Raw genomic sequence first — 25,789 nt, 5'->3', positions numbered from 1 at the left:
AAACGAAATAAAGTGGCGCTTGATTAAGCGCCACTTTCGTTTCCACACGATTGTCGAATTATCACTTCTGCAGGCATCAGGTAATCTTCAACCCGCTCGTTGTTAATGGCTTTTAACAACGTATCGACAAGCAATTCGCCTGCTAACTTTGTATTTTGTTGCACGGTTGAGAGTGCGGGGGTCGTGTATGCAGAAACGGCAATATTGTCATAGCCCACCACTGCAACATCATTAGGCACAGAGATGTTAGCTCGCCGCAGCGCTCGAAGAGCCCCCATGGCAATTAAGTCTGAGGCACACACAATTGCTTCGGGAAGTTCATCGCACTCAATAAGCGATTTAACTGCATCTGAACCGTCGTCTTCGGTAGAAATCGCATTTCTTTGAACGCTACACTCATTTAAATTATGTTGTTTTAGCGCGTCTTCATAACCTTTATAACGAGCCATAAATTCAGGTGCGTGCTCGCCATTGTCGCCAATAAACGCGAAGGTTTTTTTACCCAACGATATGAGGTGCTCGGTAATGCTGTGACCGCCTTGGTAATTGTCGCAGCCAATACTTACGCCAGGGTGGGCCTTGTCGGGAGCGCCCCAACGAACAAAATGGGTGCCTTGTGACTCTAGTTGTGCCACCTTTGTCTGATAATCGGTGTAATTGCCGTAGCCCAGCAAAATAATGCCGTCGGCCTTGTTGGAATCTTCATATTCTGCGTGCCAATCGTCTTCTAAGTTTTGGAATGACACTAAAAGATCGTAATTAGCTTTAGCGCAGGCACGTGTAATGCTTCCTAGCATCGAAAGAAAAAAGGGATTGATCATTGAATCATCTGACGTTGGATCTTCAAACAATAACAATGCAATCGTACTGCTCTTTTGTTTTCTTAAATTGCTCGCATTTTTGTCAACTTTATAGTTGAGCTCTTGTGCTATCCGCTGCACGCGCTCCCGTGTCTCTAGATTCACAAGAGGGCTGTTATTAAGCGCTCTTGATACCGTCGATTGTGACACGCCTGCTAGGTGAGCAATATCAAAAGAGGTGGCTTTTTCTTTCATAAACATCTTTTCTCGCTAGAACGACATTGTTGTCGCTAATTTCAGACTACCACACTTTTTCGGGTTGTTTGGTTTCTGAATTTTTTTTTGTACGTTTTGTAATGTTGAAAGAGTGAGATTGCAAGCGTTTATACGTCTTTTAACTATTAACTAAACATCAAAGACTTAATTAAAATAAGTGGTCACAATAAAAAGTACACTCATTTTTTGAAAGTGGCGGGTGTGAAAGAATTTGTTGTCAGAGTATTTGCACAGACAAAGTTTCGGTGCATATTCGACCAGTTGTCAGTGTTAATTCAATAAAACGTGGTTGAAGCAATTGTGTCAGTGGTATACTCACGTCATTATTACAATTACTTGTGCATAAGGGGAACATGCGAATGGCCGAGACTGAGCATCGTCCGACCAATTTTATCCGACAAATCATTGATAAAGATCTTGCCAGTGGTTTGCATGACTCAATAAAAACGCGGTTTCCGCCAGAGCCTAATGGCTTTCTTCATATTGGTCATGCGAAATCCATTTGCTTGAACTTCGGAATTGCGAAGGATTACACGGGTACCTGTAATCTCCGTTTTGACGACACGAACCCAGCAAAAGAAGATATTTCGTTTGTTAATTCTATAAAAGAAGACGTTAAGTGGCTTGGTTTTACATGGAGCGGTGAGGAGCGTTATTCCTCCAACTACTTCGACCAACTACACGGCTTTGCAAACGAATTGATCGACAAAGGTTTAGCCTACGTCGATTTTTCTAGTCAAGACATTATGCGAGAAATGCGCGGTACATTGAAAGAGCCGGGCAAAAATAGCGAATATCGCGATACGGATGTTGAGACTAATAAACGTGAATTCGCAAAAATGACAGCCGGCGAATATGCCGAAGGCGAGTGCAGCCTGCGCGCAAAGATTGATATGACGTCACCGTTCATGTGCATGCGCGACCCTGTTATTTACAGAGTAAAGCACGCCCACCATCATCAAACTGGTGATAAGTGGTGTGTGTACCCAATGTACGACTTTACTCACTGTATATCAGATGCTATCGAGGGCATTACGCATTCTTTGTGTACACTGGAATTTCAAGATAACCGCCGTTTATACGACTGGGTAATTGAAAATATCTCTATCGATTGCAGTCCTAAGCAGTATGAATTCTCTCGTCTTAATTTGGAATACACGGTACTAAGTAAACGCCGCCTTATTCAATTGGTTGATGAGAAGCACGTTCATGGGTGGGACGACCCACGCATGCCAACCATAGCTGGCTTGCGACGCCGGGGCTATACGCCTGGCTCAATTATCGAATTTTGTAAGCGCATTGGCGTAACAAAAATGGACAACATGGTAGAAATGTCCATGTTAGAAGCCTGTATTCGCGATGACTTAAATGTGAATGCCCCTCGTGCTATGGCTGTTCTCGATCCCATTAAGGTCGTTATTGAAAATTACGAAGAGGGGGCGACAGAGACTCTGGCGGCTCCTAATCATCCTAACGATGAATCAATGGGTACGCGTAACATCACTTTTAGCCGTGAAGTGTGGATTGAAGCTGAAGATTTCCGTGAATCGGCGAACAAGAAATTTAAACGACTCGTTCTCGATAAAGAAGTTCGACTTCGTAATGCCTATGTGATTAAAGCTAATCGTATAGAAAAAGACGAAAACGATAACGTAACCACAGTGTACTGTACTTACGACCCGGATACGCTTGGCAAAGACCCTGCTGATGGCCGTAAAGTAAAAGGTGTCATTCACTGGGTTGACGCTGCGACCGCAAAGGCCGCTGAATTTAGGCTCTATGACCGTTTATTCAATGTACCTAACCCGGCTGCGGAAGAAAACTTTACCGATTCTATCAATCCAGAATCTCTTGAAGTAAAACAAGGCTGGGCTGAAGCTGGTCTGAGTGAGAATGTGCCTGCAGTGGGTGCGTGGCAGTTTGAACGCACAGGATATTTTTGTTTAGACAGCGACAGCACACCAGAGAAACCGGTGTTCAACCGCACTGTTGGATTGCGAGATACCTGGGCAAAAATAGAAGGTTAGCCCTTCTAAGGAAAATTGGCGCTAAATTCGCGCTCATTGGTACTCGGGCCAACTGAAAAATGACTGCCCTAAAAAAACTAAGCCGCGTTAATACGCGGCTTATTTGTGTGTGGCGCTTTAGGCGCCTATTTCGGCTGACAGTCTAGCGATTCGCCATTAACCTCTGCACTTTCATCGCCCATGAGATATAGATAAGTGGGCATTATATCTTCAGGTGTTTTCAGTGCATTTGGATCTTCTGCTGGAAACGCCTGTGCGCGCATGTTTGTCCTGGTTCCACCTGGATTTATGCAATTAAAGCGTACGTTCTTGGTCTTGTACTCGTCAGCTAGCGTTTGCATTACGCCCTCAGTGGCAAATTTTGATACGGCATAAGTACCCCAAAAAGCACGCCCTTTACGGCCCACGCTTGACGTTGTGAAAACCACAGAAGCGTTTTCGGCTTTGAGTAACGCCGGAATAAGTGCTTGGGTCATGTATACCATGCCGTTGAGGTTTATTTGCATCACATCTTGCCATTCCTGAGGGTCAATATCCTTAAAGGCGCTTAAATGACCGAGAATAGATGCATTGTGCAGCAGGCCGTCTAAGCGACCGAACTGATCAATAATGGTTTGCGCCATTTGCTGATAGTGATTAGGAGTAGCACCTTTGATATCAAGCGGAACTATGGCAGGTTCGGCATGCCCAGCGTTCACAATGTCATCGTATACTGCTTCGAGTTTCGAGACTGTTCTACCAAGCAATATACACGTTGCTCCGTGTGCAGCGTAAGTCTTAGCCGCTTGCGCACCTATACCGTCTCCGGCACCGGTGACGAGTATGACTTTGTCTTTCAATAACTTGCTGGGCGCTTTATAGTCGTTCATTATTTTCCTTCGAATACATGGTGTAACGGTAATTAATGTAGCGTTAAATCTTAGGTGAGATGATACTCAGTCTTGCCGCCAAGTAAAACATTCCTGATAAAAACCTAGCAAACGTAAAAAAACTTCACGAAAGTAGTTAACAAAACTTTGCAAAGTTGCAACAAAGTCAATAAGATTGAGGAAGATACAACTGGTCTAACATGTTTAAAACGTTCTTCTATGCCTGTTAAAGCAGGAAAGACCAAGCTATTTTTATAAAACCGAATTTTAGACACAGAATAACAACAATGCTTGTAGGGAGTAGAGATGAGAAAACTCGTATTAAGTTCCAGTGTGGCCCTTGCACTGGGTCTAGCAGGCTGTGGTGGCTCCGATGAAACCCTTTCCGACATTCAGGCCGAAACAGAAGTCCAAACCCCATTTTCGCGAATTGTATTTGACCCAGCAGCAGGGAACCTGAATATTCCAAATGACCTGCTTATGTTACCTGGCGATGATGGCTTTTTCGATTATACACTTAACATTCCTGTTGCAGACCCCACTGATTTTGGTGACCCACAAAATGCATTGAATGTATTAGACGGTTGGTCTACACAGCACCCATTCGTGATTAATGTAGAGACACCAGCTGGAACATCTCTTGATGAGTCATCGCTGTCTGCAGGTATTTTATTGTTTGAAGCAACCTTAGGTCTTGACCAATCTGATCCAGACTGCGCACAAATTTCTACACCATCAGCAGGCTGTAAGTTAGGTGAGCAGCTGACTTTTGGTGTAGATTATGTACTGAGCTTAGCAGATAACAACACGGTTTCATTCGTACCTTTAAAGCCGCTTAAACCAGCGCAAGGGTACATGCTTGTAATGACTACCGACCTAAAAGATTCGTCTGGTAAGTCGGTGCAAGGCTCAACAACTTGGGATTTAGCAAGGCTAGATATCAATACAAACCCACTAGCAACGGACGACCAGTTGCAGCTGCAAGGGCTGGTTAACTCACTGATTAATCCACTAATAAGCGCTGGATACGATCGCGAAGAACTGACGTATGTATCTGCATTTACTACCCAGTCTATTGCTAATTCTCTTGATACCATCAAGAAGGTGATGATTAGCGAATTTGCTGCCCGCGCAGGTGCTGGCGACCCGACTGCGGGTCAAGCACTGCCAGCAATTGTAGTAGGCGATGTAGATGAAGATCCAAACGCTGCTGAAGCGTTAAACCTACTTACAGCTGAGGCTGTGGCCGGTGCTGTTCAGGCTGGCAAACAAGGCTTGCCAGAACAGACGCAGGCATTTATCGATGCCACTGATTTTAGTGCCTTAGAAACGTGTGCTGGTTTGGCTGGAACGGCTTCAGGTCAGCTCTCTGCGCAGTGGGGAGCATTGAATGAGTTTGCAGTAGGCGTGTCTAGTGCCATATTGACGCAAGTTGGCCCATTCTGCGCAGCCCAGCGCTATGAAGGAAACATTAACCTTCCATATTTCCTAGGCGTTCCATCTGCTGAAAACCCACTTGCACCGGTTAACCAGTTTTGGACTGCAGCCTGTGACAGCGGTATCGTGCTAGCAGGCGCGCCTCAGGAAGCATTGGCAGCGGCAACGCCAGGTCCTAATGCGCAAACGTGTTCGGCACTAGGTCTAGCCGATCTTCGCGTTAACGGTGAGAAATTAGATAGTGCGCGTAACATTACTAAATTCAACCCATATCCACAGCCTACTGGCGGCAATATGGGTACTGAAGCGTTGGATGTTCAAGTTACCGTGCCCGATCCGGTACTAGCTGGGGCGCTAGGTTTCCCAATTAGTATGCCAGAGTCTGGCTGGCCTGTTGTCATTCTCGCTCACGGTATTACAAGTCAGAAAGAAGCAATGCTATCTATTACAGGTACATTGGCGCTAGCCGGGATTGCTTCAGTCGCTATCGATCAGCCCATTCACGGCAGCCGTGGGTTCGACCTTAATGGTGACGGAGTTGATGATTTAAATGCAACTACGGTAAGTGCAACGCACTATATGAACCTTGCTAGCTTACCAACAGCGAGAGATAACTTACGTCAAAGTGTTTCTGATTTGCTCGGAGTTCGCCTTGGCCTTAACGCTGTGGTAGACACGACTGCAAGTCAAAGCGTTAAGTTTGATACCAGTCGCGTTTCAATTATGGGTGTATCATTAGGTGCAATTACAGGTGGTAATTTTGCAGCTTTAGCAAATACGTCTATGGGTGGCGATCTTGCGGCGCTTGACGGTATGTTTGCAGTAAAACAAGCTTCTCTTGAATCTCCAGGAGGCGGTGCAGCACAGTTTTTAATAGAGTCCCCGTCATTTGGGCCGCTCATTAAAGGCCTATTACTTTCGCAAGCATCGGAAGATTTCGTAGCACTGTTGAATCAGCTTTACGAAACAACTGACGTGAACGAACAGCAGTTGGTAGAAGCTGTAGCGCTATTTGAAGATAACCTAACGCCAGAGCAAGCTGCTGCGGTGAATGCTGTATTTGCTGAGTTCGCTTTTGCTGCACAAACTGTGATGGATTCCGGTGACCCAACAAACTATGCTCAGACGCTTGGCAGTAACACACCTGTTCACATGATGACGGTGGTGGGTGACGGTAGTGCTGAGAATTTACCAGACCAAGTTATTCCGGTTTCAACAGCGTTGCCTTTGTCTGGTCAGTTGCCATTAGCTAATCTGATTGGTCTTGAGCAAGTGACAACAACTCAGGGGCCTCAGGCTGATCCAGTAAGCGGCTTGGTATTGTTTAACAGTGGTGCTCATGCATCTAGCTTAAACCCTGTGCCAAATGGAGCAGTAACGGCTGAAATGCAAAGACAAGTTGCGACTTATCTAGCATCTGATGCAGCATTGTTAGAAATCAATAACGAGTCTGTTGTTGCAAACTAATCTATAAATAGTAAACACCTAACGTGTTATTGATAAAGCCGGCAGAGAGCCGGCTTTTTTGTATCTAAGTGTGACTGTTATTTGAATGTTCTCCTTTGTTAATGTAATGTGAATTGGTCGGATGTGTTGTGGTTTTCAGGGAAAGCAATTCGGTGTTTTTCTCTACCACATTTGCATTTACTAACAAGGAAATCTTCAATGAGAATAATTAAAAATACCAAGCCTGCCCCTACGCTTATTGCGCTTTCAGTCGCCGCATGTTTAGTAGGGTGTGGTGATAACGACAACGACTTTTCTGATGTACAACCCGTATCACCAACGCCACCGCCTCCTCCTGTTTCGGCTCCTGCTCCAATTCCCGCTTTTGACACCGACGGAACATTAACCGCAGATATCACGTGGACGACCTACGGGGTACCGCATGTTAAAGCCGACAACCTTGAAAGTATGGCCTATGGTGTTGGTTATGCCTTTGCCAGAGACAACATGTGTGTGCTGGCAGACCAAATTCTTAAATACAATTCTGAAAGGGCAAAGTTTTATGGACCCGATCGCCAGCCTGGAAGTGGAGACTCAGAGCATCTTATTAATGACTTTGGCTTTCTTACGTTAGGCATTAGAGAATTGGCAGAGGAAAACCTCCCTAGACTTTCAGCAAACTCTCGAGCAATGTTTCAAGGTTATACAGCGGGATATAACCGTTATTTAGAAGACACGCCAGTTGAAGAACAGGATCAAAGTTGTGCTGGTCAACCTTGGGTTGAGCCAATAGATAGTGTGGATTTGCTGACTTACTCTTTAGGTGTTGCACTTCTGCCAGGTGCGGCTAATTTCTTAGGGCCAATGTTTTTAGCGGCGCCGGAAGGAGAAAGTTATTTACCAACACCGGCAGCATCGGCTCAAGCGGCCGTTTCTCAAGTTGGCACTTCGCAAGGCGCACCAAAGTCATCAAACATTCCGTTCAAAATAGCACCTACCATTGAATTACCAGAGAGAAATCCGCAGGAAATGGGGTCTAACGGATGGGGCCTTGGTAGCGATAAAACCACCAACGGTAGAGGATTAGTACTTGGTAATCCCCATTTTCCACACACTGGGAATTTACGCTTTTGGAATTTCCATGCGCAAATACCAGATTATCTTAATGTAACGGGTAGTTCCCTTATGGGGTTACCAGGTGCAGTTAATATTGGGTTTAACGAAAATGTTGCTTGGACACACACATTTTCAACAGCGGAACATTTTGTAGTTTATCAATTAAGCCTCGATGAAGACGATGCGTCGGGTATGAGCCATATTGTTGATGGTAATAAGCGACTTATTTATAAAAAACCGCTTCAGATTGAAGTCGCTGTGGGTGGTGGACAAACCATTCAATTGAATAAAACCTCTTATTACACTAACTACGGGCCTATGATTGAAGTACCTGGGAGCTTCGGTTGGGACTCTGAAAACGCGTTCGCTATCAAGGATGCTAACTTACCCAACTTTGATATTGTTGATCATTGGCTAGCAATGAATATGGCCACGTCAATGGATGAGTTTAAGCAGGCATTTAAAGACTATGATGGCGTAATATTTAATAACACTATGGCGGCGTCAAGCGATGGTCAGGTGTTTTACATTGATGATTCAACAGTACCGAACTTAACTGAAACCGCTATCAACGAACTAACAACAAACCCTGTTCTTATACAAACCAAAGCGGCGGCAGGTTTCACCGTATTGCCGGGCTTTATTTCACAGTTCGACTTTGATGGGCCTGTACCTTACGAAGAAGCGCCTAAATATGAGGGAGCAGACTCGGTGCAAAACTCGAATGACAGTTTTTGGCTAACGAATCTATCTTCACCAATTACTGGAGTAAATCCCCTCTATGGTAATACTGAGAATCAGCAATCTCTGCGCTCTAGAATGGGTCAGAAGTTTATTGAGACTGAGGCTGGAAGCGATGAGACCTTCACACCTGAAGAGGTTGAAGAACTTCTATTAAATAACCGCAGTTATCTTGCTGAAGACATTTTACCGAGCCTGCTACAAGCATGCACTGAACAAGGTGATACGCCGGTAAACGTTGATGGTACAGAGGTAGATATCTCGGCCGCCTGTGATGCACTCGGTGCATGGGATGGAACTATGAATACATCAAGTGTTGGTGCCCATGTATTTAGAGAGTTTGCATTTCAGTTTAATCAAAACCCACAGTGGGAAGTGCCTTTCTCTCTTGAGTCTCCAGTGACAACGCCAACCGGCTTAGTTCAAAACGAGACCACTATGCAACAATTAGCAAAAGCGGTACAGGTTATTGAGCAAGCGGGTGTTGAGTTTGATGCCACCCTTGGTAACGTTCAGTTTGTTGAACGTAGCTTACCTGATGGCACTGCGTCGGGTGAAAAACTGCCGTGGGGTGGAGCTCACAATATAGAAGGTGGTTTCAATGTATTTGATAGCATACGCGGCAGAGATGAAACCCTGCTGCCTAGACACAGATATCAGCCTGTGAATAACAATACTATCATGAGCGCTGAGGCTGGAGGCTATCACATCAATTACGGTACAAGTTGGGCTATGGTGATTAGCTTTACTGACAATGGACCTAAGGGAAGAGGGATTTTGACCTATTCTCAGTCTCGTCAGTTTGGCAGTGAGCACTTCTTGGATCAAACAAGGTTGTATTCCGAGCAACCTACCTTGCGAGATATCTACTTTACAGATGAAGAAATTGAATCGAATATGATTGAGAAGATGACACTATCGTCAGAATAAAGTAAGACTGGTATTATAGCGCGAGATAATAATAAAAATGGGTCTCCGCTTGTAGTTTCGGCAAAAGTACCCATTTTCTAAGCGTGTCCAAGGGTTTGAATTGTTCAGACCCTTATTTTTTACTAGGAGTAAGGTTTGGAGTTTTTGTACGAATATGGCTTATTTGTGGCCAAAGCGATAACGCTGGTCGTTGCGTTTGTCGTTGTTGTTGCAACAATTGTTGGTGTGGCAAACAAACAGAAGCACGGTAAAGGTCAGTTAGAGATCACATCAATCTCAGACCAACTCAAGGACATTACTAACTATGCAAAGCAAGTACTGCTAGACAAGAACTCTGCGAAAAAGCTAGCGAAACAGCAAAAGAAAGAAGAAAAAGCAAAGAGTAAACAAAAAGACGACGAAGAAAAGTCTCCAAGGTTATATGTTATTGACTTCAAGGGCTCTATGGATGCTGGAGAAGTCGATAATTTGAGAGAAGAGATTACGGCAATCTTGTGTGTAGCGGATAAAGACGATGAGGTATTAGTTCGCTTAGAAAGCGGCGGCGGTGTTGTTCATGGTTACGGTCTTGCAGCATCTCAGCTTCAGCGCATAAAGCAAAAAGGGCTTAAGCTAACAGTAGCGGTAGATAAGGTTGCTGCCAGTGGCGGCTATATGATGGCCTGTGTCGCAGACACGCTATTGGCGTCACAATTCGCTTACATTGGTAGCATTGGCGTGCTAGCACAGCTGCCAAACTTTCATAAGCTGTTAAAGAAAAACGATATAGAATTCGAACAACACACAGCGGGCGAATTCAAACGAACCTTAACGATCTTTGGCGAGAACAATGATGAGGGACGTGCAAAATTTAAAGAAGAAATAGAAGAAATCCACGTTTTATTTAAAGACTTTGTTCATAGCCAACGCCCAGAAATGAATATAGATAAAGTCGCTACTGGTGAGTACTGGCCTGGAATAAAGGCAAAAGAACTTGGGCTTATCGACGATATAACGACGTCCGATGACTACATTCTTTCTCACTACCCAAAAAGAGAGATCTTTAGCGTAAAATATTCGGTTAAAAAGAATGTTGCCGAAAAGCTTGGAATGTCTGCTGCATCTGTGGCTGAGCGTGTTCTGATGAAATCGTGGAGCAAAGCCAGACACTGGTTTTAAATTGCTCGTTTAAGTGAGAGGCCAATAAGGCCTCTATTGCTCTGCGCAAAGATAATAAAAATGGCAAAAAACACTAAAAATGACATTTTAGATACAGCGGAATACTTGTTTTCTCAACAGGGTTTTACTCAAACCTCTATGAGAGAAATTACTGCACGGGCAGGGGTTAATTTAGCGTCTGTAAATTATCATTTTGGCAGTAAGAAGAACCTGATCCAAGCAGTATTTAAACGATATTTTGATCATCTCATGCCTCACATCGATACATGCCTAAAAGACCTCGAACCTAAAAAAGGCGCAGCAGGTGTTGAGCATTTGCTGTATACGTTAACTCCTCCTATGCTGGAATTAAATGTAGTTAGCGAACAGGGCACTGCCACTTTTGTGAAGTTGCTAGGGAGAGGCTACAACGAGACGCAAGGTCATCTTCGGCGTTTCATCATGAGTCATTATGGAACCACCATTAGATCACTGGTTAACGCAATTCAACTTTGCCTTCCACACGTACCCGAAGAGGAATTGTTTTGGAGGCTGCATTTTGCCATTGGTAGTTTTGTTTTCTCTATGGCGTCAAGCCAAGCGTTAACAGAAATTGTTGAGTCTGACTTTCAAAAACATGTTGATATTGCAGAAGTTATCTCTCACCTTATTCCGTTTGTAGCGCAGGGAGTTGCAGGTAACTAAATCTGTTACAATGCGCAAAAAGTAAAGCGTACATGAATTACTACTCAAAGTTACAAGCCTGTATACGGCTTAATGTCACTCTATCGAAAAGAACTGCAACAAGGTGATAAAGCTAAATGGTTTTGTCGCTCAATCCTACCTTTCAAAGGAGTTTATGTGTCTGTAAATAATCAAGACTTAAAGGTTTATTTAGACGGCCTGCTGCGCGTTAATGAAATTAGTGATTATTGTCCCAATGGAATGCAAGTTGAGGGCGTAAAAGATATCGCCAATATTGTCACCGGTGTCACGGCGAGCCAGGCACTTATCGACGAAGCCATTCTGCGCAAAGCGGATGCAATTGTGGTTCACCATGGTTACTTTTGGAAGGGCGAGTCTCAGTGTATTACCGGTATGAAAAAGCAGCGTTTAAAGTCGTTAATTGAGAACGACATAAACATGTATGCTTATCACCTTCCACTCGATGTTCATCCTGAATTAGGAAACAATCGCCAATTAGCAGATTTACTTGATATCGAAAATGTTGCTGCACTATCTTCGGTAAAGCCCATTGGCGTTGTTATGCAGGGCGAATTCCCCGTTGCAATTACCGCCGCTGAATTAAAAGAGCGACTGAAAGCGGTTCTAGGTCGCTCTATTTTGCTTGAGGGTGCTGAAGAGCGTGAAATTAAAACCCTGGCCTGGTGCACTGGTGGTGGCCAAGGTTTCATAGAGCAAGCGGCCGATTGGGGAGCAGATGCATTTATTACCGGCGAGGTGTCTGAGCAAACTATTCATATAGCCAGAGAGCAAAATATTGCTTTTTATGCCGCTGGGCACCACGCGACAGAGCGGTATGGCGCAAAAGCATTAGGTGAGCACATTGCTTCTCAGTTTGACGTTACTGTTGATTTTGTCGACATCAACAATCCGGCTTAACTCATAATAAGTGTTTAAAAATTAATGAGAGACGATCATGTATTTGACGGCATCGCGGATAAGTTTGCCAAGAATATCTATGGAACGACAAAAGGTAAGTTAAGGCATACCTTATTGTGTGACGTGCTTACCCCTCACTTACCTAACCACGCTCACGTTCTTGAAATAGGTGGCGGAACGGGTGTTATGACAGCGTACTTGGCGTCCATGGGTCACAAAATTGTGCTCACAGACGCATCAAAAGATGTATTGGTTCAAGCAGAAGAATTGTTTTCCCAAAGTGCCAATGCGAGTTTTCGCGATAATATAGAAATTCGTCAGCAGTTTTTGCAGGACATCAACGATTTTACACCATTCAACGTTGTAGTGTGCCATGCGGTGCTTGAATGGCTTGATGAACCCTACGAGGCCTTGTCGATGCTTTATGATCGCATGACGGCAGGCACTACATTAAGCCTAAGCTTTTTCAATTACGATGCGAATTTGTTTGCGAATGCTATTTATGGCAACTTTGACTACATTGCCAAGGGTATGAAGGCGAAAAAGCAGGTTCGTTTAAACCCTAAAAAGCCGCTTTCGGCTTTAAAAGTACTGGAATACTGCGAATCACTTGGTTTTTCAATCGTCGAAAAAGCAGGGGTGCGTTGCTTCCATGATTATATGCGCGATATATCGCATCAGGCATCAAAATATGATGAATTGCTAGCGCTTGAGAGGCAGTACCATAAGCAGGCTCCCTACATGTGGTTAGGTAAATACTTTCACATTATTGTTAAAAAGTAGCTGTATAAACGTCGCGTTGGATTAAAGCTGTTAATCGAGTACAACAGTGTTGTTCCCGTTAATGATATTATCTAACGTTACATGGGCAATTTCGTTCAACGCTTCTGCAGTGAAAAAGCCCTGATGGCCCGTTACCAAAACATTGGGAAAAGTGATAAGGCGCTGAAAATTATCATCCTGTATAATTTCATGAGAGCGGTCGGTAAAGAACAACTCAGACTCTCTCTCGTATACGTCTAAGCCGAGATAGCCGATTTTTCTGCGCTTGAGTCCATTAATGAGAGCGGTGTCATCCACCAATCCGCCTCGCGACGTATTAATTAACATCACTCCGTCTTGCATTTTTTGAAGTGACGCTTCGTTAATCATATGGTTGCTGTCCTCAGTGAGAGGGCAATGAAGCGAAATAATTGTACTTTCAGAAAATAGCGTTTCTATATCGACATAAGACGCGCCTAGGTCTTTTACCGTTTCGTCTTCGAAGGGGTCACAGCAAAGTACTTTGCAGCCAAATCCGCGCAGAATTCGAATAACCGCTTTACCAATTTTTCCTGTACCTACAATACCTACCGTTTTATTGTGAAGTGTGAATCCCATTAAACCGTTTAACTGAAAGTTACCTTCTCGCACTCTGTTATACGCTTTATGCGTATTGCGATTAAGAGTCAGAATTAGTGCGATAGTATGTTCAGCAACGGTTTCAGGGCTATAAGCTGGAACTCGGCTAACCCGAATATTGGCTGCCTCGGCAGCGCTGATGTCCACGTTGTTGAATCCAGCACACCGTAAAGCAATGTGTTTTACTTTGCAGCTGGCAAGTATTTCAATGGTTTTAGCGTTTAAGTCATCATTAACAAACGCAACAACAACGTCGAAGCCTTGGCATAAAGGCGCAGTAGAAGCGCATAGCGTATGCTCAAAATAAGTGATGTCCATGTCTTTCGTTTGGTTTGAGACGCTGCTCTTTAACGCTGCATCAAAAACATGGCGGTCATAGTCTTGGGTACTGAAAAACGCTATTTTCTTTTTCATCATCATCCTTTATTGAGGTGTGTTAACCGTTATTGTTGAGAAAGCAGAGACTCAATATCTTTTGCTATATCGCCTGGCTTCATTGTTGGCGCATAACGCTTTACTACATCACCTTGGCGGTTGACCAAAAACTTTGTGAAATTCCACTTAATGCGTTTGGTTCCTAGTAATCCAGGCGCTTTCTCTTTTAGTTGTTCGAACACTGCGCTCGCGTTCGGTCCATTAACCTCAACTTTTTTGAAAAGGGGGAAAGAAACACCGAAATTCACTTCACAAAATTCGGCAATATCTTCATCTGACCCAGGCTCTTGGTGACCAAACTGGTCGCATGGAAAACCTAGAACCTCAAATCCATGCTCTTTATATTTATTGTAAAGTGTTTCTAGCCCTTTGTACTGGGGCGTAAATCCACATTTGCTGGCGGTATTAACAATAAGCAATACCTTTCCTTTATATTGCTCAAGGTGAATGTTGTTACCGCTATTTGTTGTTACCGTATGCTGATAAATACTCAATTTGCATCCTTTATGTTTTTGTTGTTGTGAATTCTGATATTCTCATCATATTCGCGGCTGAACAGTATCTATATTCGAGTAAGTGTTTTTCTAACATAGCTTAATTCTACTTAACTATTAAGCCAGTCTTTGTTGATTACGCATGCTGTGTATTTGATATGTCCTCGGTCAGCCCTTCATTTATCGCAAATAACAAGAGAGTACTTTGCATGTCAGATTTAAAGGTAAGCTTTTTAGGACTCGGTGTCATGGGTTTTCCTATGGCAGGGCACCTTGCAAGGGCTGGGTATAAAGTCACCGTTTATAATCGAACCAAAGAAAAAGCAGAGAACTGGTTGGAAAAGTACGCCGGTGCTTTGGCCACATCTCCCGAGCAAGCTGCGGAAGAGGCAGACATCGTTTTTATGTGCGTGGGAAACGATAATGATGTAATGGAGATTGGCACCCGTGCGCTTAGCGCAATGAAACCTAACTCCGTGCTAGTCGATCACACAACAGCCTCTGCCGATGCAGCAAGAGAATTGAATAAACATTGTGCCGACAAAGGTGTGCACTTTTTAGATGCCCCGGTGTCAGGTGGGCAAGCAGGTGCAGAAAATGGGCAACTTACCATTATGGTAGGCGGTGAAGATCAGGTTTTCTCACGCGTCCAGCCTGTTATTGATGTTTATGCACGCCATAGTCAATTACTGGGACAGTGCGGTAGTGGCCAATTGGCCAAAATGATGAATCAAATTTGCATTGCCGGCATCGTACAAGGTTTATCAGAGGCACTGCACTTTGGTCAAAAAGCGGGCTTAGACTGCAATGCAGTGGTCGATGTAATAAGCAAAGGTGCTGCACAATCTTGGCAAATGGAAAATCGCGCAAGTACTATGCTAACCAACACTTACGATTTTGGTTTTGCGGTAGATTGGATGCGTAAAGATTTAGGCATTGCCCTTGATGAAGCTAAACGCAATGGTTCCACGCTAGCATTGACCGCCTTGGTCGACCAGTATTATGCCGATGTGCAAAAGCTTGGTGGCGGGCGATGGGATACATCGAGTTTATTAACGCGCTTAAAGTAACGAAATAACTTTTAACTATTTTCTTGCACTAAAAGCGTAAGCTGCTCAAGGCGCCCTCGATTTGTTTCACTTAGTGGCAGTTCAGATAGGGTGTCGAGTAGCTTGTGAATGCCATAACGCCGATAGACAGCGGTGTCTGCTTCAATCATGCATTGAAGTAAATTAAGCCCAAAGGCAGCGGTTTCTGGTGATAGCTGAAATGCGTCATAGAAGTGTTTCATGGCCTGGCTAAACAGACCTTCAATAAACAGCTGTGTGCCCGTATCATTTATGGCTATCGCGTGTTCATGATTGAGCCCTAAACGTTCACCACCTGAGAAGATGGACTCGTCGTTCATCACTTGCTCAGAAATACCTTGAACGTCGCCGTTCTTTTGCTTTGCCATAAGCAATAATTCACCCGCTTTGCGCTCATCGCCAAGGCTGTGGTGTACTTTTGCCGCTATAACAAGGGTTGCGGGCTCAGTCCTTAAATGGTTTTCCATATAGTCAGCATCTAAAAAGTGTGCTGCTTTTTCCAAATCATCATCGAGAACTGAAGAAAAAGCGAGTAGGTAATCTCTTTTTTGTAAAACTTGGCTATCAGATTGATTACGGCCTGCTATGCCCACTAACTTTCGTGCCTGAGACAGACTTTCTTCTCGGTTACTTTGTGGTGAATCTTCTGCGAGCAATAGGTAAAACTCTGCTAATTCAAATGTGAAATCATTGAATCTGTCTTTTGCTGAACGATGGAGAGCACGTTTCTTTTGTAGCAGATCGATAGCTTCTACTACCTTATCTTGCTTTTGAAACGCTAGGCTTTTAAGTTTTGCAGCGGGCAGGCTAAGTTCACTAAATTTTATTTGCTCCAAGTATTTTTCAACGTCTTCATAAGAATGCTGTTCAAAGGATAAGGAGGCCAGCCATTCAAAGGCTTCGTCTCTAGCAAGGCTTGAGTTAACCATTGAGCTTAATTGCTCTTTACATTCAGGCCACTGCCCAGCGGAATACTGACACCTTATTTTACCCCACTGCGCCCATAATACTTTATCCGAGCGACTAAGAATGTCGTCATAAATACTGAGTGCTCGCTGTATTTCACCGTTTTCATACAATAAGCGAGCGTATAATTTGCGAATATCTGATACCAATCGGGGGGGGATGCCTTCCTTTATTTTGCTTCTTATTACCCCTATCGCACGCTCTAATTGTTTATTATCTAATGCCTGCAATACATTTTTTACAAAGTCACGGTAATGTAAATAATGCTTTATTTGGCGGGAAAGGGAGGCAATGGTGTAGGGTTTAATAAGCAAGATATCGGGCTGTAAATCCATGATACGACCAATAACTTGACCGCTTCTATCAGAAGTCAGAAATATTACGCCGGTGCTAGGTTTTATATAGCCTGCTTCTTTTAAGCTTTGGAGCCATTCAACGCCTGTTTTCCCCTCACCAAGGTGATAATCCATTATGATGAGTTCGAAATTTTGTTTTCGCAGCGCAGCCTTTAACTCAACACCTGATGTGTAGCTACTTACTGATAAATTGGCAATCGACATAACGTGGCCGCGCAGCGCAGTGCGTGCAGTCGCGTTGTCTTCAATAATAGCGGCTCGTAATTCCACAGAAACCAAGGTTGTACTTAACTCTGTTAATAGCTTACCAGTGAACCTGTAAAACTGCACGTAACATTCATTCACAGAAAAGTTCAACACGCCAAGATGACAAAAGTAAAGAGACTGGGTTGTATACTCAGATACCTCCTCTGTCGTCACAAATTATTTACGTGCCTGTAATTATAATTTAATTAATGTTTTACCTTTACGTTTACGTAAGGGGTAACTTTTAGTTATTGTGTTAATACAGTGTAAAGTCGCAATGATAAAAGGCAAATAACATGAACTTTGAATTGAATGATGATCAACTGGCGTTTGAAGATACGGCGCGTCAGTTTGCACAACAAGAACTCGCACCTCATGCTGCGATGTGGGACAAAGAGCATCACTTTCCAGTTGAGGCCATAAAGAAAGCTGGCGAGCTTGGCTTTTGTGGTTTGTATACGCCAGAAGAAGCCGGCGGGCTAGGGCTTTCACGATTAGACTCATCTATTATTTTTGAACAACTATCGATGGGTTGTACTACAACCACTGCCATGTTGACCATTCATAACATGGCCACATGGATGATTGCATTATGGGGTAGCGAAGATGTAAAAGCCCAGTGGTGTGAAGACCTAGTCAGTGGTAACAAGTTAGCGTCTTACTGTCTTACCGAGCCAGGTGCTGGTTCAGATGCAGCCTCGTTAAAAACGAAAGCAACGAAAACAGACGATGGGTATGTACTTAACGGCGCTAAGGTATTTATTTCTGGAGCAGGCAGCACCGACGTACTTGTGGTTATGGCGAGAACTGGCGGTGACGGACCTAAAGGCGTGTCTGCTTTTGCAGTACCGGCCGATAGAGACGGCATTATTTATGGTAAAGCAGAAGAAAAAATGGGGTGGAATGCTCAGCCCACTCGAATGATTACCTTTGACAATGTAAAGTTGAACGATGCTTGGCGTCTTGGTGAAGAAGGCGAAGGCTTCAAGATGGCGATGCAGGGCCTAGACGGTGGCCGCATAAACATTGCTACTTGCTCCGTCGGGACAGCGCAACAAGCGCTAAATGTAGCCCGAGACTACATGAACGAACGTGAGCAATTCGGTAAACCCATTGCCGGATTTCAAGCGCTTCAGTTTAAGTTGGCAGACATGGCTACAGAGCTAGTCGCTGCTCGGCAAATGGTGCGTATGGCGGCGTGTAAACTCGACAATAACGATGCTGACAAAACCACTTATTGTGCTATGGCCAAGCGCTTTGCAACAGATGTCGGGTTTAATGTATGTAATGACGCGCTGCAGTTACACGGCGGGTATGGTTATATTAAGGAATATCCTCTTGAGCGGCATTTCCGCGATGTGCGAGTGCATCAGATTCTTGAAGGGACAAACGAAATAATGCGTGTAATTATAGGCAGACGCTTGTTGTCAGATGAACGCAGTATTCTTTAACTTTTTTAGGGAGCCGCAAAATGGATGAAGTTGTTATTGTTGAGGAGCTTTCAACAAAAAGCTCCGGTCATGTAATTGGCCGTTTAACATTAAATAAACCAAAGGCACTGAATGCGCTAGATTTAGACATGGCCACAATTATGTTGGACGCGCTATTGGCTTGGCAAAGCCGAAGCGATGTGGTTTCGGTCATAATAGACTCCGCGGGTGACAAAGCGTTTTGCGCCGGAGGCGATATTGTATCTATGTATCGTTCAATGGTAGAAGCTGAAGGCGGTGTCCCCGATTTCCTGGAAACGTTTTTTAAAACAGAGTACACCCTCGACTACACCATTCACAACTACGCAAAACCTATTGTTGTTTGGGGAGCGGGTATTGTAATGGGTGGCGGCATGGGGCTTCTATGCGGAGCCAGCCACCGAGTGGTTACTGAAACGTCTCGACTTGCTATGCCGGAAATTAGTATTGGTTTGTACCCAGATGTTGGCGGAAGCTATTTCTTACCGCGGCTTCCTGGAAAGACAGGCTTGTTTTTAGGTCTAACCGGCGGTCAGATGAATGGAGCAGACGCCTGCTTTGTTGGCTTGGGCGATAACCTTGTTGCCGCATCTGAAAAAGAAGCATTGATAGAGCGCTTTATAGAACATCAGTGGGAACAGGAAGATCTCGCTAACCAAGCCACGCATTTATTGAGCAGTTTGAAGCAGCCTGACGAAATCCCACATAGTAATATTGAGCAACACCTAGACCTAATAAATTCGCTATGTGAGGGTAACAGTGCTAAAGAGGTTGTGACGTCGATATTGCAAGCTGATGTCAAAGGCGACAAATGGTTAAGTCGAGCGCAGGGCACACTGCAAAAAGGGTCGCCCATTACCATGCACTTAGTATATCAACAGTGTCAACGAGGCGCTAAAATGACATTGGCAGAGTGCTTTCAGATGGAAGTGAATATGTCTTGTCGTTGCGGGGAAAGCGGCGAATTCCAAGAAGGCGTTCGCGCATTGTTGATTGACAAAGATATGTCTCCGAAATGGAAATACGCGACAGTAGATGATGTTCCCGCTGACATAGTTGAACATTTCTTTTCTTCTCCCTGGGAAGATAGTCAACATCCATTAGCCTCATTAACGCAAGGAAGCTCTTTAACTTAAACTAATCACGGGCAGCAATAGGCAAACATGAGATTGCTGTCTGTGTACTCGATTTGTTACACTCAATAGCCTATTCATTCATAGAAAGATTCTTTTTATGTGGCTATGCCCACTTTGTAAATCTCCAATTTCCTTAAGCGACATACCAGTACGCTGTGAAAATAACCACTCATTTGATAAAGCTAAATCAGGTTATGTAAATTTGCTACCGGTGCAGTTTAAAAAATCAAAGATGCCCGGTGATGACAAAGCAATGGTAAAAGCAAGAAGAGCCTTTCATCAGCAAAATGCTTACAAACCGCTTAAAGACCGTATGGTCCAACTGATTAGTGAATATTTTCAAGCGAACTCAGCAGGATCAAGCGCAGGTATACCAAGCCCAGTAAGATCAAGCCCAGCAAGATCAAGCACACATTCACACTCCTCAACATTACGTATATACGATGCCGGTTGCGGTGAGGGAAGCTATCTTAATGCGGTGGTAAATGGTCTTAATAGCTTAGGTGTGTTTAGTGTTGGCGCCGGAAGCGATATTTCTAAAATCGCGGTAGAACTTGCGGCCAAAGCGTTTAAAGAACAAGAATTCGTGGTTGCAAGTAGTTTCGATTTACCCATAGCATCTGCAACTCAGAATGCGGTGATTCAGGTATTTGCACCGGGTAGCAACGACGAATATCACCGTGTGCTTGTGTCAGAAGGTGGTTTGCTTGTTACTGTAGACCCAGCCGAGGATCATCTCTTTGAAATAAAGGAGCAAGTGTATAGTGAACCTCAAAAGCACCAGACAGATAACACTGAACGCGAGGGATTTTCGCGAGTGAAAAACGAAAAGCTAGGCTTTTCTATTCAACTGGCTGATAAAGAGCAAGCCTTGTCGCTTATTAAAATGACGCCGTTCTATTGGAAGTTACCTCCTGATAGCATTGAGAAGGTTGTCAATTCATTATCTAAAGTGACAGCCCATTTTCATATTCAACTGTGGGTTAAACAATAATGAAAAATGTCGCTGACCCTACAATTAGTTGTGTTGCACAGTCCAAAAGCGCAAAAACACAAAGCCTAAAAGCACATAGCAAAGCGCTTTTCTTAGACAGAGATGGGGTGATTAATGTCGACCATGGGTATGTAGGACATTATAAAGATTTTGAATACCTTGATGGAATCTTCGAACTAGTAAAATCATACTCAGATTACGGCTATAAGATAGTAATCGTAACCAATCAAAGTGGTATAGCTAGGGGGCTTTATACAGAGCAAGACTTTAGTGTTTTGATGAACGCGGTAAAAGCAGACTTTGCACAGCGCGGGGTAGGCGAGATAGCTATTTACTATTGCCCACATCATGTTGACGGTGCGATAGCGCAGTATGCCGTAACCTGTAATTGTAGAAAGCCCAAGCCAGGAATGCTGTTACAAGCAGCCGATGACTTAGTGATTAACTTAAGCGCCAGTATACTTATTGGAGACAGTTGGAGAGATATTGAAGCCGCTCATGCAGCGGGTATTTCAAAGAGTTACTATTTGTCTGAACAAGCCATGCCTAAATCTAGTGAAATTACTTCGGTAATACAGGTTACCCAACTAAATCAGGTGCCGCACCCACACAGTTCAACACCATAAAAGTTGTGAAAGAGATGGGAAAAGAGAGTGTGATAATTTCATCTGTTGATGCAAAAAAGCATCGAAAGCACAGCCTAGGCGCCTAAGCGTTGACACGCTCAAACGCCAATAAAGGCTTCTTTTGCAATCAATTTTGGGTAGAAAACCGCGACAAGTGCTTAATTGCTTGGCTTAGTAAGTCAACGTTTAAAGCATCATTACTTCGTTTGCCAGTGCTAATTTCTGTAATTTCATAGCTACCGTTACTCAGTACGTCTGTACGCTTATTGTCGTGAATAACGACAATTCGCTCTCCTGAAGTACTCACCAACCAAGGGCGAGCAGGTGACAGTAAATTTTGACCAGTAGAATAAAAGGTAATAGGAGCATTACAACCTAGTGCATTGAGGATCGTTGGCGCCAGATCTTCAGTACTTGCAATGTCAGCATCTAACGAAAAATTGCTAAACAGGGTGCCTTTACCCGTCGCGCTTCCATAGCCTGTTGCAACAATAACCTTATGCTCGCGCTCAAGGGCTCTTGCAGTGTACTGCGCTATGTCTTCACCTTTTATAAAGGCAATATTCAGCCCGTCACTTTCGCTAGCGTCTTTCTTTACATAACCAGACAGTTGAGACATAGGTAATGACACATCACTGTAAACCGACACAGGCATGCCAGAGCCTAAAGGCAGCGCTAACAAAACGGGCCGCTTTTCAGACAGTGCATCCTGATATATTTCAGGAACGCCGAACAACGCTGTCGTCATTAACCCTTTAAGATTACTCGCCGTAGAGTAATAGTTATCAAATCGATTGAGGTCTAGTTTGGTGTTCAAATTGTCAATTTCGGCGTCATCAGTTTGCACGATAACAGTTAAGTTTTCACTCGTATCTACCGAACAGTAAACTGGCTGCGCAGGATAAGTCGTGCTATGAAATTCAGGGTTAAACTGAAGTTGTTTACGCTCTTCGTATGCCGCAAGATCTAGTAAGCCATACCGCGACATAGTGGTTTTAGCAGTGGCAGGATAGGAGAGCGGGAACATATTGTCCTGCTTTATAATGGGTTGATAGAGTTTTGCATCTGCCCATACATGAACAGCGTGACTGGTCACAAAGCATGCTACAAAAAATGTAGTTACCGGCACACCAATCTTATAGCGCGTAAAGCGCTCCACCCGTTTGTAGATAGCATTGGCTAACACCAGTTGGAAACCAAGCCAAACAACGAAAAGCAGAAATAGGAATCCCCACTGTTGCCAATTTTCTATGGTAATTTGAGATTGCGCTTCGCTTCGTAACAGGTCTGCAGCGTGAAAACTAATATGGAAACCTGTACGGTTGAACAAGAGCGCGTCGAAAGCCAGTAGGGCCAAGCCCACAGCTGCAATAACAGATGCACTAGCCTTTATTATTCTTGAATTTGAAACCAGGTAGCAGAGCGGAAGTATAAATATGACAAATCCGAAGAACGTCATAAATCCGATGTGACCAAACCAATTTGCCAGCAAATAAATTGTACCGACACCTGTCCCTGGCATTGGCGATGAAAATACAAATATAGAGGCAATAACTATAGCGATAATAATATTCGCAAGCGCAAACCAGTGCCCCCAGTTTACAAGTTTGGTAACACGCTGGCGGCGGGGAGATTCGGCAAGGATCATGAAACTACCTTTTTATGCTTTGACACTTTTTTTCAAAACGTCGGCAAATTGAGATGCCATTGCTTCACGACTTTCTGGTTTTACTTGGGTATTGAGAATATGGGTAATAACATTTCCTAACACCATGAGGGAAAGATCGCGATTTGCACCGCTTTCCTCAAGTGTTAATATTACCTTGTTCATAAGCGCTTCGAATTCGTCGTTGCTGTAACGGCTTGTTTGGGGCATTGCTACGCCTCTTTTTAAAGTTTTCTTTGATAAAAAGAATGGTTTTACTCGTAAAATGATTATAATCGTTGTTTGGGTGAGTACAATCATTCATTCTAAAAACCCTTAATTCTTTGGGCATTTCATACACTTTTTAAGCAACAGGACACCCGATAAATTATGAGTGCACTGATTCACCACTTTGTCGTTCACCGTTTAATCGTCAATAAAGAAGAGAAAATAGAGGCGGTCCCCAGAGATAAATGTCTCGCGGTTACCCCAGAAATTGAGTCTTTGGCTCACCAAATAAATCACAGTTTTAATGCTAAGCCGGGTAAAGGCGTAGGACATTTTGTATCTGAAGCGCCAAGCATCTCAAGTGTCCAACCTTCAGATGACGGCGAGAAGACTGAATCGAGTGATGGTCAAAGTGACACTCCTTCTACACACGATGTTTCCGGTTTTGCTGAGGGCCTTAAGAAATACCTGTCAGCACATAAGGCTGGGGGCGACAATGTGGAAAATGCATTTCATGATTTCTCGCTAGACGCCACCAATCGCTTAGTTAAAACCTTAGTCGATACAGGAACGGTAGAGACGGGTTTTCTTATATTCTGTCAATATGAGTTCCTAGCAACCCAATACCTTATGATTGCATTACTGAATACTCGTTCTCACGTTGAGGTAACTAACTCTCTCGACTTGTCGTCACGAGAGCATCTCGACTTAGCAAAAATGCAACTTGCTGTTCGTTTTGACCTAACGCAGTTGGACGTACAGCCAGAACAACAGCGTTACGTAAGCTTTATTAAAGGAAGAATGGGCCGGAAAGTCTCAGATTTCTTCATGCAATTTGTGGGTTGCGAAGAACTCGTAGATGTAAAACAGCAAAATAAACAGCTCATTTCCTCTGTAGATGCCTATTTGGCTAGTGAGTCCCTCGATCCACAAGAGCAGCATCAACACCGTGAAGAAGTGAAAAATTATTTTAAAGAAAAAATTGATGCCGGAGAAACACTTTCCGTGGACGAGTTAGCTAACCGTTTACCGAGCAATGATGAGACAAAGAACAATTTTGCGGCATTCACAGACTCTTTGGAAAATCCGTTAGAGAAAGAGATTCAACCGGATCCCGCGGCATTAAAACAGCTAGCAAAATTTACCGGCCAAGGTGGTGGCGTATCGGTAAGCTTTGAAAGAAAGCTCATGGGCGATAGAGTTTTTTACGATCCAGCTACGGATACACTTACCATTCGCGGTATTCCACCGAACTTAAAAGACCAGTTGAATCGCCAATCCTCAATGGACTAAAGACTGCGTTTCATTAATAAAAAAAGTATACTAACGACAGAATATAAACTCGATCAAAGGGTGTTATGCAATTATTTGTAAATGATTTGACGGTGATGGACTTCTCTTACCTTTGCCCAAAACGCGGTATGGTGGGAGAAAGTTGGATTGTCGATGTAGTCCTAGACGGCGAACTGAACGAAGAAAGTATGGTTCAAGATTTTGGGCATGTGAAAAAAAATCTTAAAAGATTGATAGATGAATATGTCGATCATAAGCTTCTTGTACCCGCAGAGTACCGGGGCTCTGAGGTTATTCACGACGAAGACAGTGAACAAGTTGAAGTGCGTTTTACTCGTGAAAACGGCGAGAAAATAATGCTTTACTGCCCAGCAGAAGCTTACGCCATTCTCTATTCCGACGTAATCACCATGGAATCTGTGGGGGTGTATTTAAAAGAGGTGCTCGCTACCCACCTGCCTGAAAATGTAGACAACCTAACGCTTCATTTGAGAACAGAGGTCATTGAATCTCCTTTTTATCACTATACCCACGGTCTTAAAAAACACGACGGCAATTGTCAGCGTATTGCCCACGGTCATCGTTCTCGAATTGATATTTATATTAATGGCGAAATTTGCGAAGAAAGTCAGCGCTATTGGGCTGAACGCTGGGAAGACATTTATGTGGCGACCCTTGAGGATGAAATCCGTTATAGCGAGAGAAAACTTTCTGGTAGCGTTGATGTGCCAGAAGACTACTATTGCTTTGCTTATGAAGCTTCGCAAGGCTATTTCGAGCTAGTTATCCCTAAATCGATATGCGAAGTCATCGAAACTGACTCGACAGTAGAGTGTTTAGCACAATACTTATTACAAGAACAAAAGAAAAAATCACCTAATGGCGAGTGCCGAGTCATTGCTTATGAGGGCGTAGGAAAAGGCGCTATTGTAAGTGGTTAAAGCTGTTAAGAGTTAAAAGTTATTCGTTATTTATTACTTATTTTGGTTATGCGTAACTTGTTAACGCTT

General features: G+C 43.7%; 21 protein-coding genes. 14 read left to right on the top strand and 7 right to left on the bottom strand.

Features of this window, described 5'->3' with window-relative positions; genetic code table 11:
• Positions 1 to 23 precede the first annotated feature (23 nt).
• The gene (locus GTW09_RS01090; protein ID WP_163109330.1) at positions 24 to 1,055 is read right to left on the bottom strand and encodes a LacI family DNA-binding transcriptional regulator; all 1,032 of its coding nucleotides are present in this window, start codon (positions 1,053 to 1,055) and stop codon (positions 24 to 26) included.
• A gap of 380 nt (positions 1,056 to 1,435) precedes the next feature.
• On the opposite strand from GTW09_RS01090, the gene glnS reads away from it, so the two are divergent.
• Positions 1,436 to 3,103 carry a glutamine--tRNA ligase gene (gene glnS, locus GTW09_RS01085; RefSeq protein ID WP_163109328.1) on the top strand — a complete coding sequence of 556 codons (1,668 nt, stop codon included), beginning with the start codon at positions 1,436 to 1,438 and terminating at the stop codon, positions 3,101 to 3,103.
• A gap of 125 nt (positions 3,104 to 3,228) precedes the next feature.
• Here the strand turns inward: glnS and GTW09_RS01080 are convergent, their stop codons facing one another.
• A complete protein-coding gene (locus GTW09_RS01080) occupies positions 3,229 to 3,972 on the bottom strand; it encodes a YciK family oxidoreductase (protein WP_163109326.1) in 744 nt (247 codons plus the stop codon).
• 306 nt (positions 3,973 to 4,278) lie between these two features.
• On the opposite strand from GTW09_RS01080, the gene GTW09_RS01075 reads away from it, so the two are divergent.
• From GTW09_RS01075 to GTW09_RS01050, 6 genes are all read left to right on the top strand, one after another.
• Positions 4,279 to 6,876 (top strand): VolA/Pla-1 family phospholipase, encoded by a 2,598-nt coding sequence (locus GTW09_RS01075; RefSeq protein ID WP_163109324.1) that lies wholly within the window; start codon positions 4,279 to 4,281, stop codon positions 6,874 to 6,876.
• 198 nt (positions 6,877 to 7,074) lie between these two features.
• Positions 7,075 to 9,642: an acylase gene (locus GTW09_RS01070; RefSeq protein WP_203565578.1), complete on the top strand. Its 2,568-nt coding sequence runs from the start codon at positions 7,075 to 7,077 to the stop codon at positions 9,640 to 9,642.
• A 135-nt stretch (positions 9,643 to 9,777) separates the two neighbouring features.
• Positions 9,778 to 10,800, top strand: a complete 1,023-nt coding sequence (gene sohB, locus GTW09_RS01065) for a protease SohB (protein ID WP_163109322.1) — start codon at positions 9,778 to 9,780, stop codon at positions 10,798 to 10,800.
• A 60-nt stretch (positions 10,801 to 10,860) separates the two neighbouring features.
• Positions 10,861 to 11,484 carry a TetR/AcrR family transcriptional regulator gene (locus GTW09_RS01060; RefSeq protein ID WP_071979737.1) on the top strand — a complete coding sequence of 208 codons (624 nt, stop codon included), beginning with the start codon at positions 10,861 to 10,863 and terminating at the stop codon, positions 11,482 to 11,484.
• 156 nt (positions 11,485 to 11,640) lie between these two features.
• Positions 11,641 to 12,402: a Nif3-like dinuclear metal center hexameric protein gene (locus GTW09_RS01055; protein ID WP_163109320.1), complete on the top strand. Its 762-nt coding sequence runs from the start codon at positions 11,641 to 11,643 to the stop codon at positions 12,400 to 12,402.
• 24 nt (positions 12,403 to 12,426) lie between these two features.
• The gene (locus tag GTW09_RS01050) at positions 12,427 to 13,185 is read left to right on the top strand and encodes a methyltransferase (protein WP_163109318.1); all 759 of its coding nucleotides are present in this window, start codon (positions 12,427 to 12,429) and stop codon (positions 13,183 to 13,185) included.
• Positions 13,186 to 13,215: 30 nt separating this feature from the next.
• Here the strand turns inward: GTW09_RS01050 and GTW09_RS01045 are convergent, their stop codons facing one another.
• Complete coding sequence (locus tag GTW09_RS01045) at positions 13,216 to 14,217, bottom strand: 2-hydroxyacid dehydrogenase (RefSeq protein ID WP_163109316.1); 1,002 nt, start codon at positions 14,215 to 14,217, stop codon at positions 13,216 to 13,218.
• Between the two features lie 29 nt (positions 14,218 to 14,246).
• The gene (locus GTW09_RS01040) at positions 14,247 to 14,732 is read right to left on the bottom strand and encodes a glutathione peroxidase (protein WP_163109314.1); all 486 of its coding nucleotides are present in this window, start codon (positions 14,730 to 14,732) and stop codon (positions 14,247 to 14,249) included.
• A gap of 209 nt (positions 14,733 to 14,941) precedes the next feature.
• Here GTW09_RS01040 and GTW09_RS01035 point away from each other — a divergent pair, with 209 nt between their 5' ends.
• Positions 14,942 to 15,802 carry an NAD(P)-dependent oxidoreductase gene (locus GTW09_RS01035; protein WP_163109312.1) on the top strand — a complete coding sequence of 287 codons (861 nt, stop codon included), beginning with the start codon at positions 14,942 to 14,944 and terminating at the stop codon, positions 15,800 to 15,802.
• Positions 15,803 to 15,813: 11 nt separating this feature from the next.
• On the opposite strand, the gene GTW09_RS01030 is transcribed toward GTW09_RS01035, so the two are convergent.
• Positions 15,814 to 17,391: a response regulator gene (locus tag GTW09_RS01030; protein ID WP_338024916.1), complete on the bottom strand. Its 1,578-nt coding sequence runs from the start codon at positions 17,389 to 17,391 to the stop codon at positions 15,814 to 15,816.
• Between the two features lie 293 nt (positions 17,392 to 17,684).
• Here GTW09_RS01030 and GTW09_RS01025 point away from each other — a divergent pair, with 293 nt between their 5' ends.
• The 4 genes from GTW09_RS01025 to GTW09_RS01010 all read left to right on the top strand — a co-directional run bounded on the left by GTW09_RS01025 (position 17,685) and on the right by GTW09_RS01010 (position 21,613).
• Positions 17,685 to 18,839, top strand: coding sequence for an acyl-CoA dehydrogenase family protein (locus GTW09_RS01025; RefSeq protein WP_163109310.1), 1,155 nt, complete (start codon positions 17,685 to 17,687; stop codon positions 18,837 to 18,839).
• Positions 18,840 to 18,859: 20 nt separating this feature from the next.
• A complete protein-coding gene (locus GTW09_RS01020) occupies positions 18,860 to 19,993 on the top strand; it encodes an enoyl-CoA hydratase/isomerase family protein (protein ID WP_163109308.1) in 1,134 nt (377 codons plus the stop codon).
• A 97-nt stretch (positions 19,994 to 20,090) separates the two neighbouring features.
• On the top strand, positions 20,091 to 20,987 hold the full coding sequence (locus GTW09_RS01015; RefSeq protein WP_163109306.1) for a putative RNA methyltransferase: 897 nt from the start codon (positions 20,091 to 20,093) through the stop codon (positions 20,985 to 20,987).
• On the top strand, positions 20,987 to 21,613 hold the full coding sequence (locus GTW09_RS01010; RefSeq protein ID WP_163109304.1) for a D-glycero-alpha-D-manno-heptose-1,7-bisphosphate 7-phosphatase: 627 nt from the start codon (positions 20,987 to 20,989) through the stop codon (positions 21,611 to 21,613). Before GTW09_RS01015 ends, GTW09_RS01010 begins: the two co-directional genes overlap by 1 nt.
• A 127-nt stretch (positions 21,614 to 21,740) precedes the next feature.
• Here the strand turns inward: GTW09_RS01010 and GTW09_RS01005 are convergent, their stop codons facing one another.
• Both GTW09_RS01005 and GTW09_RS01000 read right to left on the bottom strand, forming a co-directional pair.
• Positions 21,741 to 23,261, bottom strand: coding sequence for a DUF3413 domain-containing protein (locus GTW09_RS01005; RefSeq protein ID WP_163109302.1), 1,521 nt, complete (start codon positions 23,259 to 23,261; stop codon positions 21,741 to 21,743).
• 12 nt (positions 23,262 to 23,273) lie between these two features.
• The gene (locus GTW09_RS01000) at positions 23,274 to 23,489 is read right to left on the bottom strand and encodes a YejL family protein (RefSeq protein WP_071981257.1); all 216 of its coding nucleotides are present in this window, start codon (positions 23,487 to 23,489) and stop codon (positions 23,274 to 23,276) included.
• A 159-nt stretch (positions 23,490 to 23,648) separates the two neighbouring features.
• Between GTW09_RS01000 and GTW09_RS00995 the strand changes: the two genes are divergently transcribed.
• Complete coding sequence (locus GTW09_RS00995; RefSeq protein WP_163109300.1) at positions 23,649 to 24,779, top strand: nucleoid-associated protein; 1,131 nt, start codon at positions 23,649 to 23,651, stop codon at positions 24,777 to 24,779.
• A 65-nt stretch (positions 24,780 to 24,844) separates the two neighbouring features.
• Positions 24,845 to 25,720, top strand: a complete 876-nt coding sequence (locus GTW09_RS00990) for a 6-carboxytetrahydropterin synthase (RefSeq protein ID WP_163109298.1) — start codon at positions 24,845 to 24,847, stop codon at positions 25,718 to 25,720.
• The last annotated feature ends 69 nt before the right edge of the window (positions 25,721 to 25,789 follow it).

It is taken from the genome of Alteromonas hispanica, from assembly GCF_010500915.1.
Taxonomy (GTDB): Bacteria; Pseudomonadota; Gammaproteobacteria; order Enterobacterales; family Alteromonadaceae; genus Alteromonas; species Alteromonas hispanica.
This window is presented reverse-complemented; position numbering and strand designations above follow the sequence as displayed.

What these genes read in the sequence shown, in the direction of transcription:
- GTW09_RS01025 (WP_163109310.1), top strand. Translation starts at nt 17,685, where the DNA reads ATGAACTTTGAATTGAATGATGATCAACTGGCGTTTGAAGATACGGCG.
- GTW09_RS01070 (WP_203565578.1), top strand. Translation starts at nt 7,075, where the DNA reads ATGAGAATAATTAAAAATACCAAGCCTGCCCCTACGCTTATTGCGCTT.
- glnS (WP_163109328.1), top strand. Translation starts at nt 1,436, where the DNA reads ATGGCCGAGACTGAGCATCGTCCGACCAATTTTATCCGACAAATCATT.
- GTW09_RS01000 (WP_071981257.1), bottom strand. Translation starts at nt 23,489, where the DNA reads ATGCCCCAAACAAGCCGTTACAGCAACGACGAATTCGAAGCGCTTATG.
- GTW09_RS01090 (WP_163109330.1), bottom strand. Translation starts at nt 1,055, where the DNA reads ATGAAAGAAAAAGCCACCTCTTTTGATATTGCTCACCTAGCAGGCGTG.
- GTW09_RS01050 (WP_163109318.1), top strand. Translation starts at nt 12,427, where the DNA reads ATGAGAGACGATCATGTATTTGACGGCATCGCGGATAAGTTTGCCAAG.
- GTW09_RS01045 (WP_163109316.1), bottom strand. Translation starts at nt 14,217, where the DNA reads ATGAAAAAGAAAATAGCGTTTTTCAGTACCCAAGACTATGACCGCCAT.
- GTW09_RS01060 (WP_071979737.1), top strand. Translation starts at nt 10,861, where the DNA reads ATGGCAAAAAACACTAAAAATGACATTTTAGATACAGCGGAATACTTG.
- GTW09_RS00995 (WP_163109300.1), top strand. Translation starts at nt 23,649, where the DNA reads ATGAGTGCACTGATTCACCACTTTGTCGTTCACCGTTTAATCGTCAAT.
- GTW09_RS01005 (WP_163109302.1), bottom strand. Translation starts at nt 23,261, where the DNA reads ATGATCCTTGCCGAATCTCCCCGCCGCCAGCGTGTTACCAAACTTGTA.
- GTW09_RS01075 (WP_163109324.1), top strand. Translation starts at nt 4,279, where the DNA reads ATGAGAAAACTCGTATTAAGTTCCAGTGTGGCCCTTGCACTGGGTCTA.
- GTW09_RS01020 (WP_163109308.1), top strand. Translation starts at nt 18,860, where the DNA reads ATGGATGAAGTTGTTATTGTTGAGGAGCTTTCAACAAAAAGCTCCGGT.
- GTW09_RS01010 (WP_163109304.1), top strand. Translation starts at nt 20,987, where the DNA reads ATGAAAAATGTCGCTGACCCTACAATTAGTTGTGTTGCACAGTCCAAA.
- GTW09_RS01035 (WP_163109312.1), top strand. Translation starts at nt 14,942, where the DNA reads ATGTCAGATTTAAAGGTAAGCTTTTTAGGACTCGGTGTCATGGGTTTT.
- GTW09_RS01015 (WP_163109306.1), top strand. Translation starts at nt 20,091, where the DNA reads ATGTGGCTATGCCCACTTTGTAAATCTCCAATTTCCTTAAGCGACATA.
- GTW09_RS01080 (WP_163109326.1), bottom strand. Translation starts at nt 3,972, where the DNA reads ATGAACGACTATAAAGCGCCCAGCAAGTTATTGAAAGACAAAGTCATA.
- GTW09_RS00990 (WP_163109298.1), top strand. Translation starts at nt 24,845, where the DNA reads ATGCAATTATTTGTAAATGATTTGACGGTGATGGACTTCTCTTACCTT.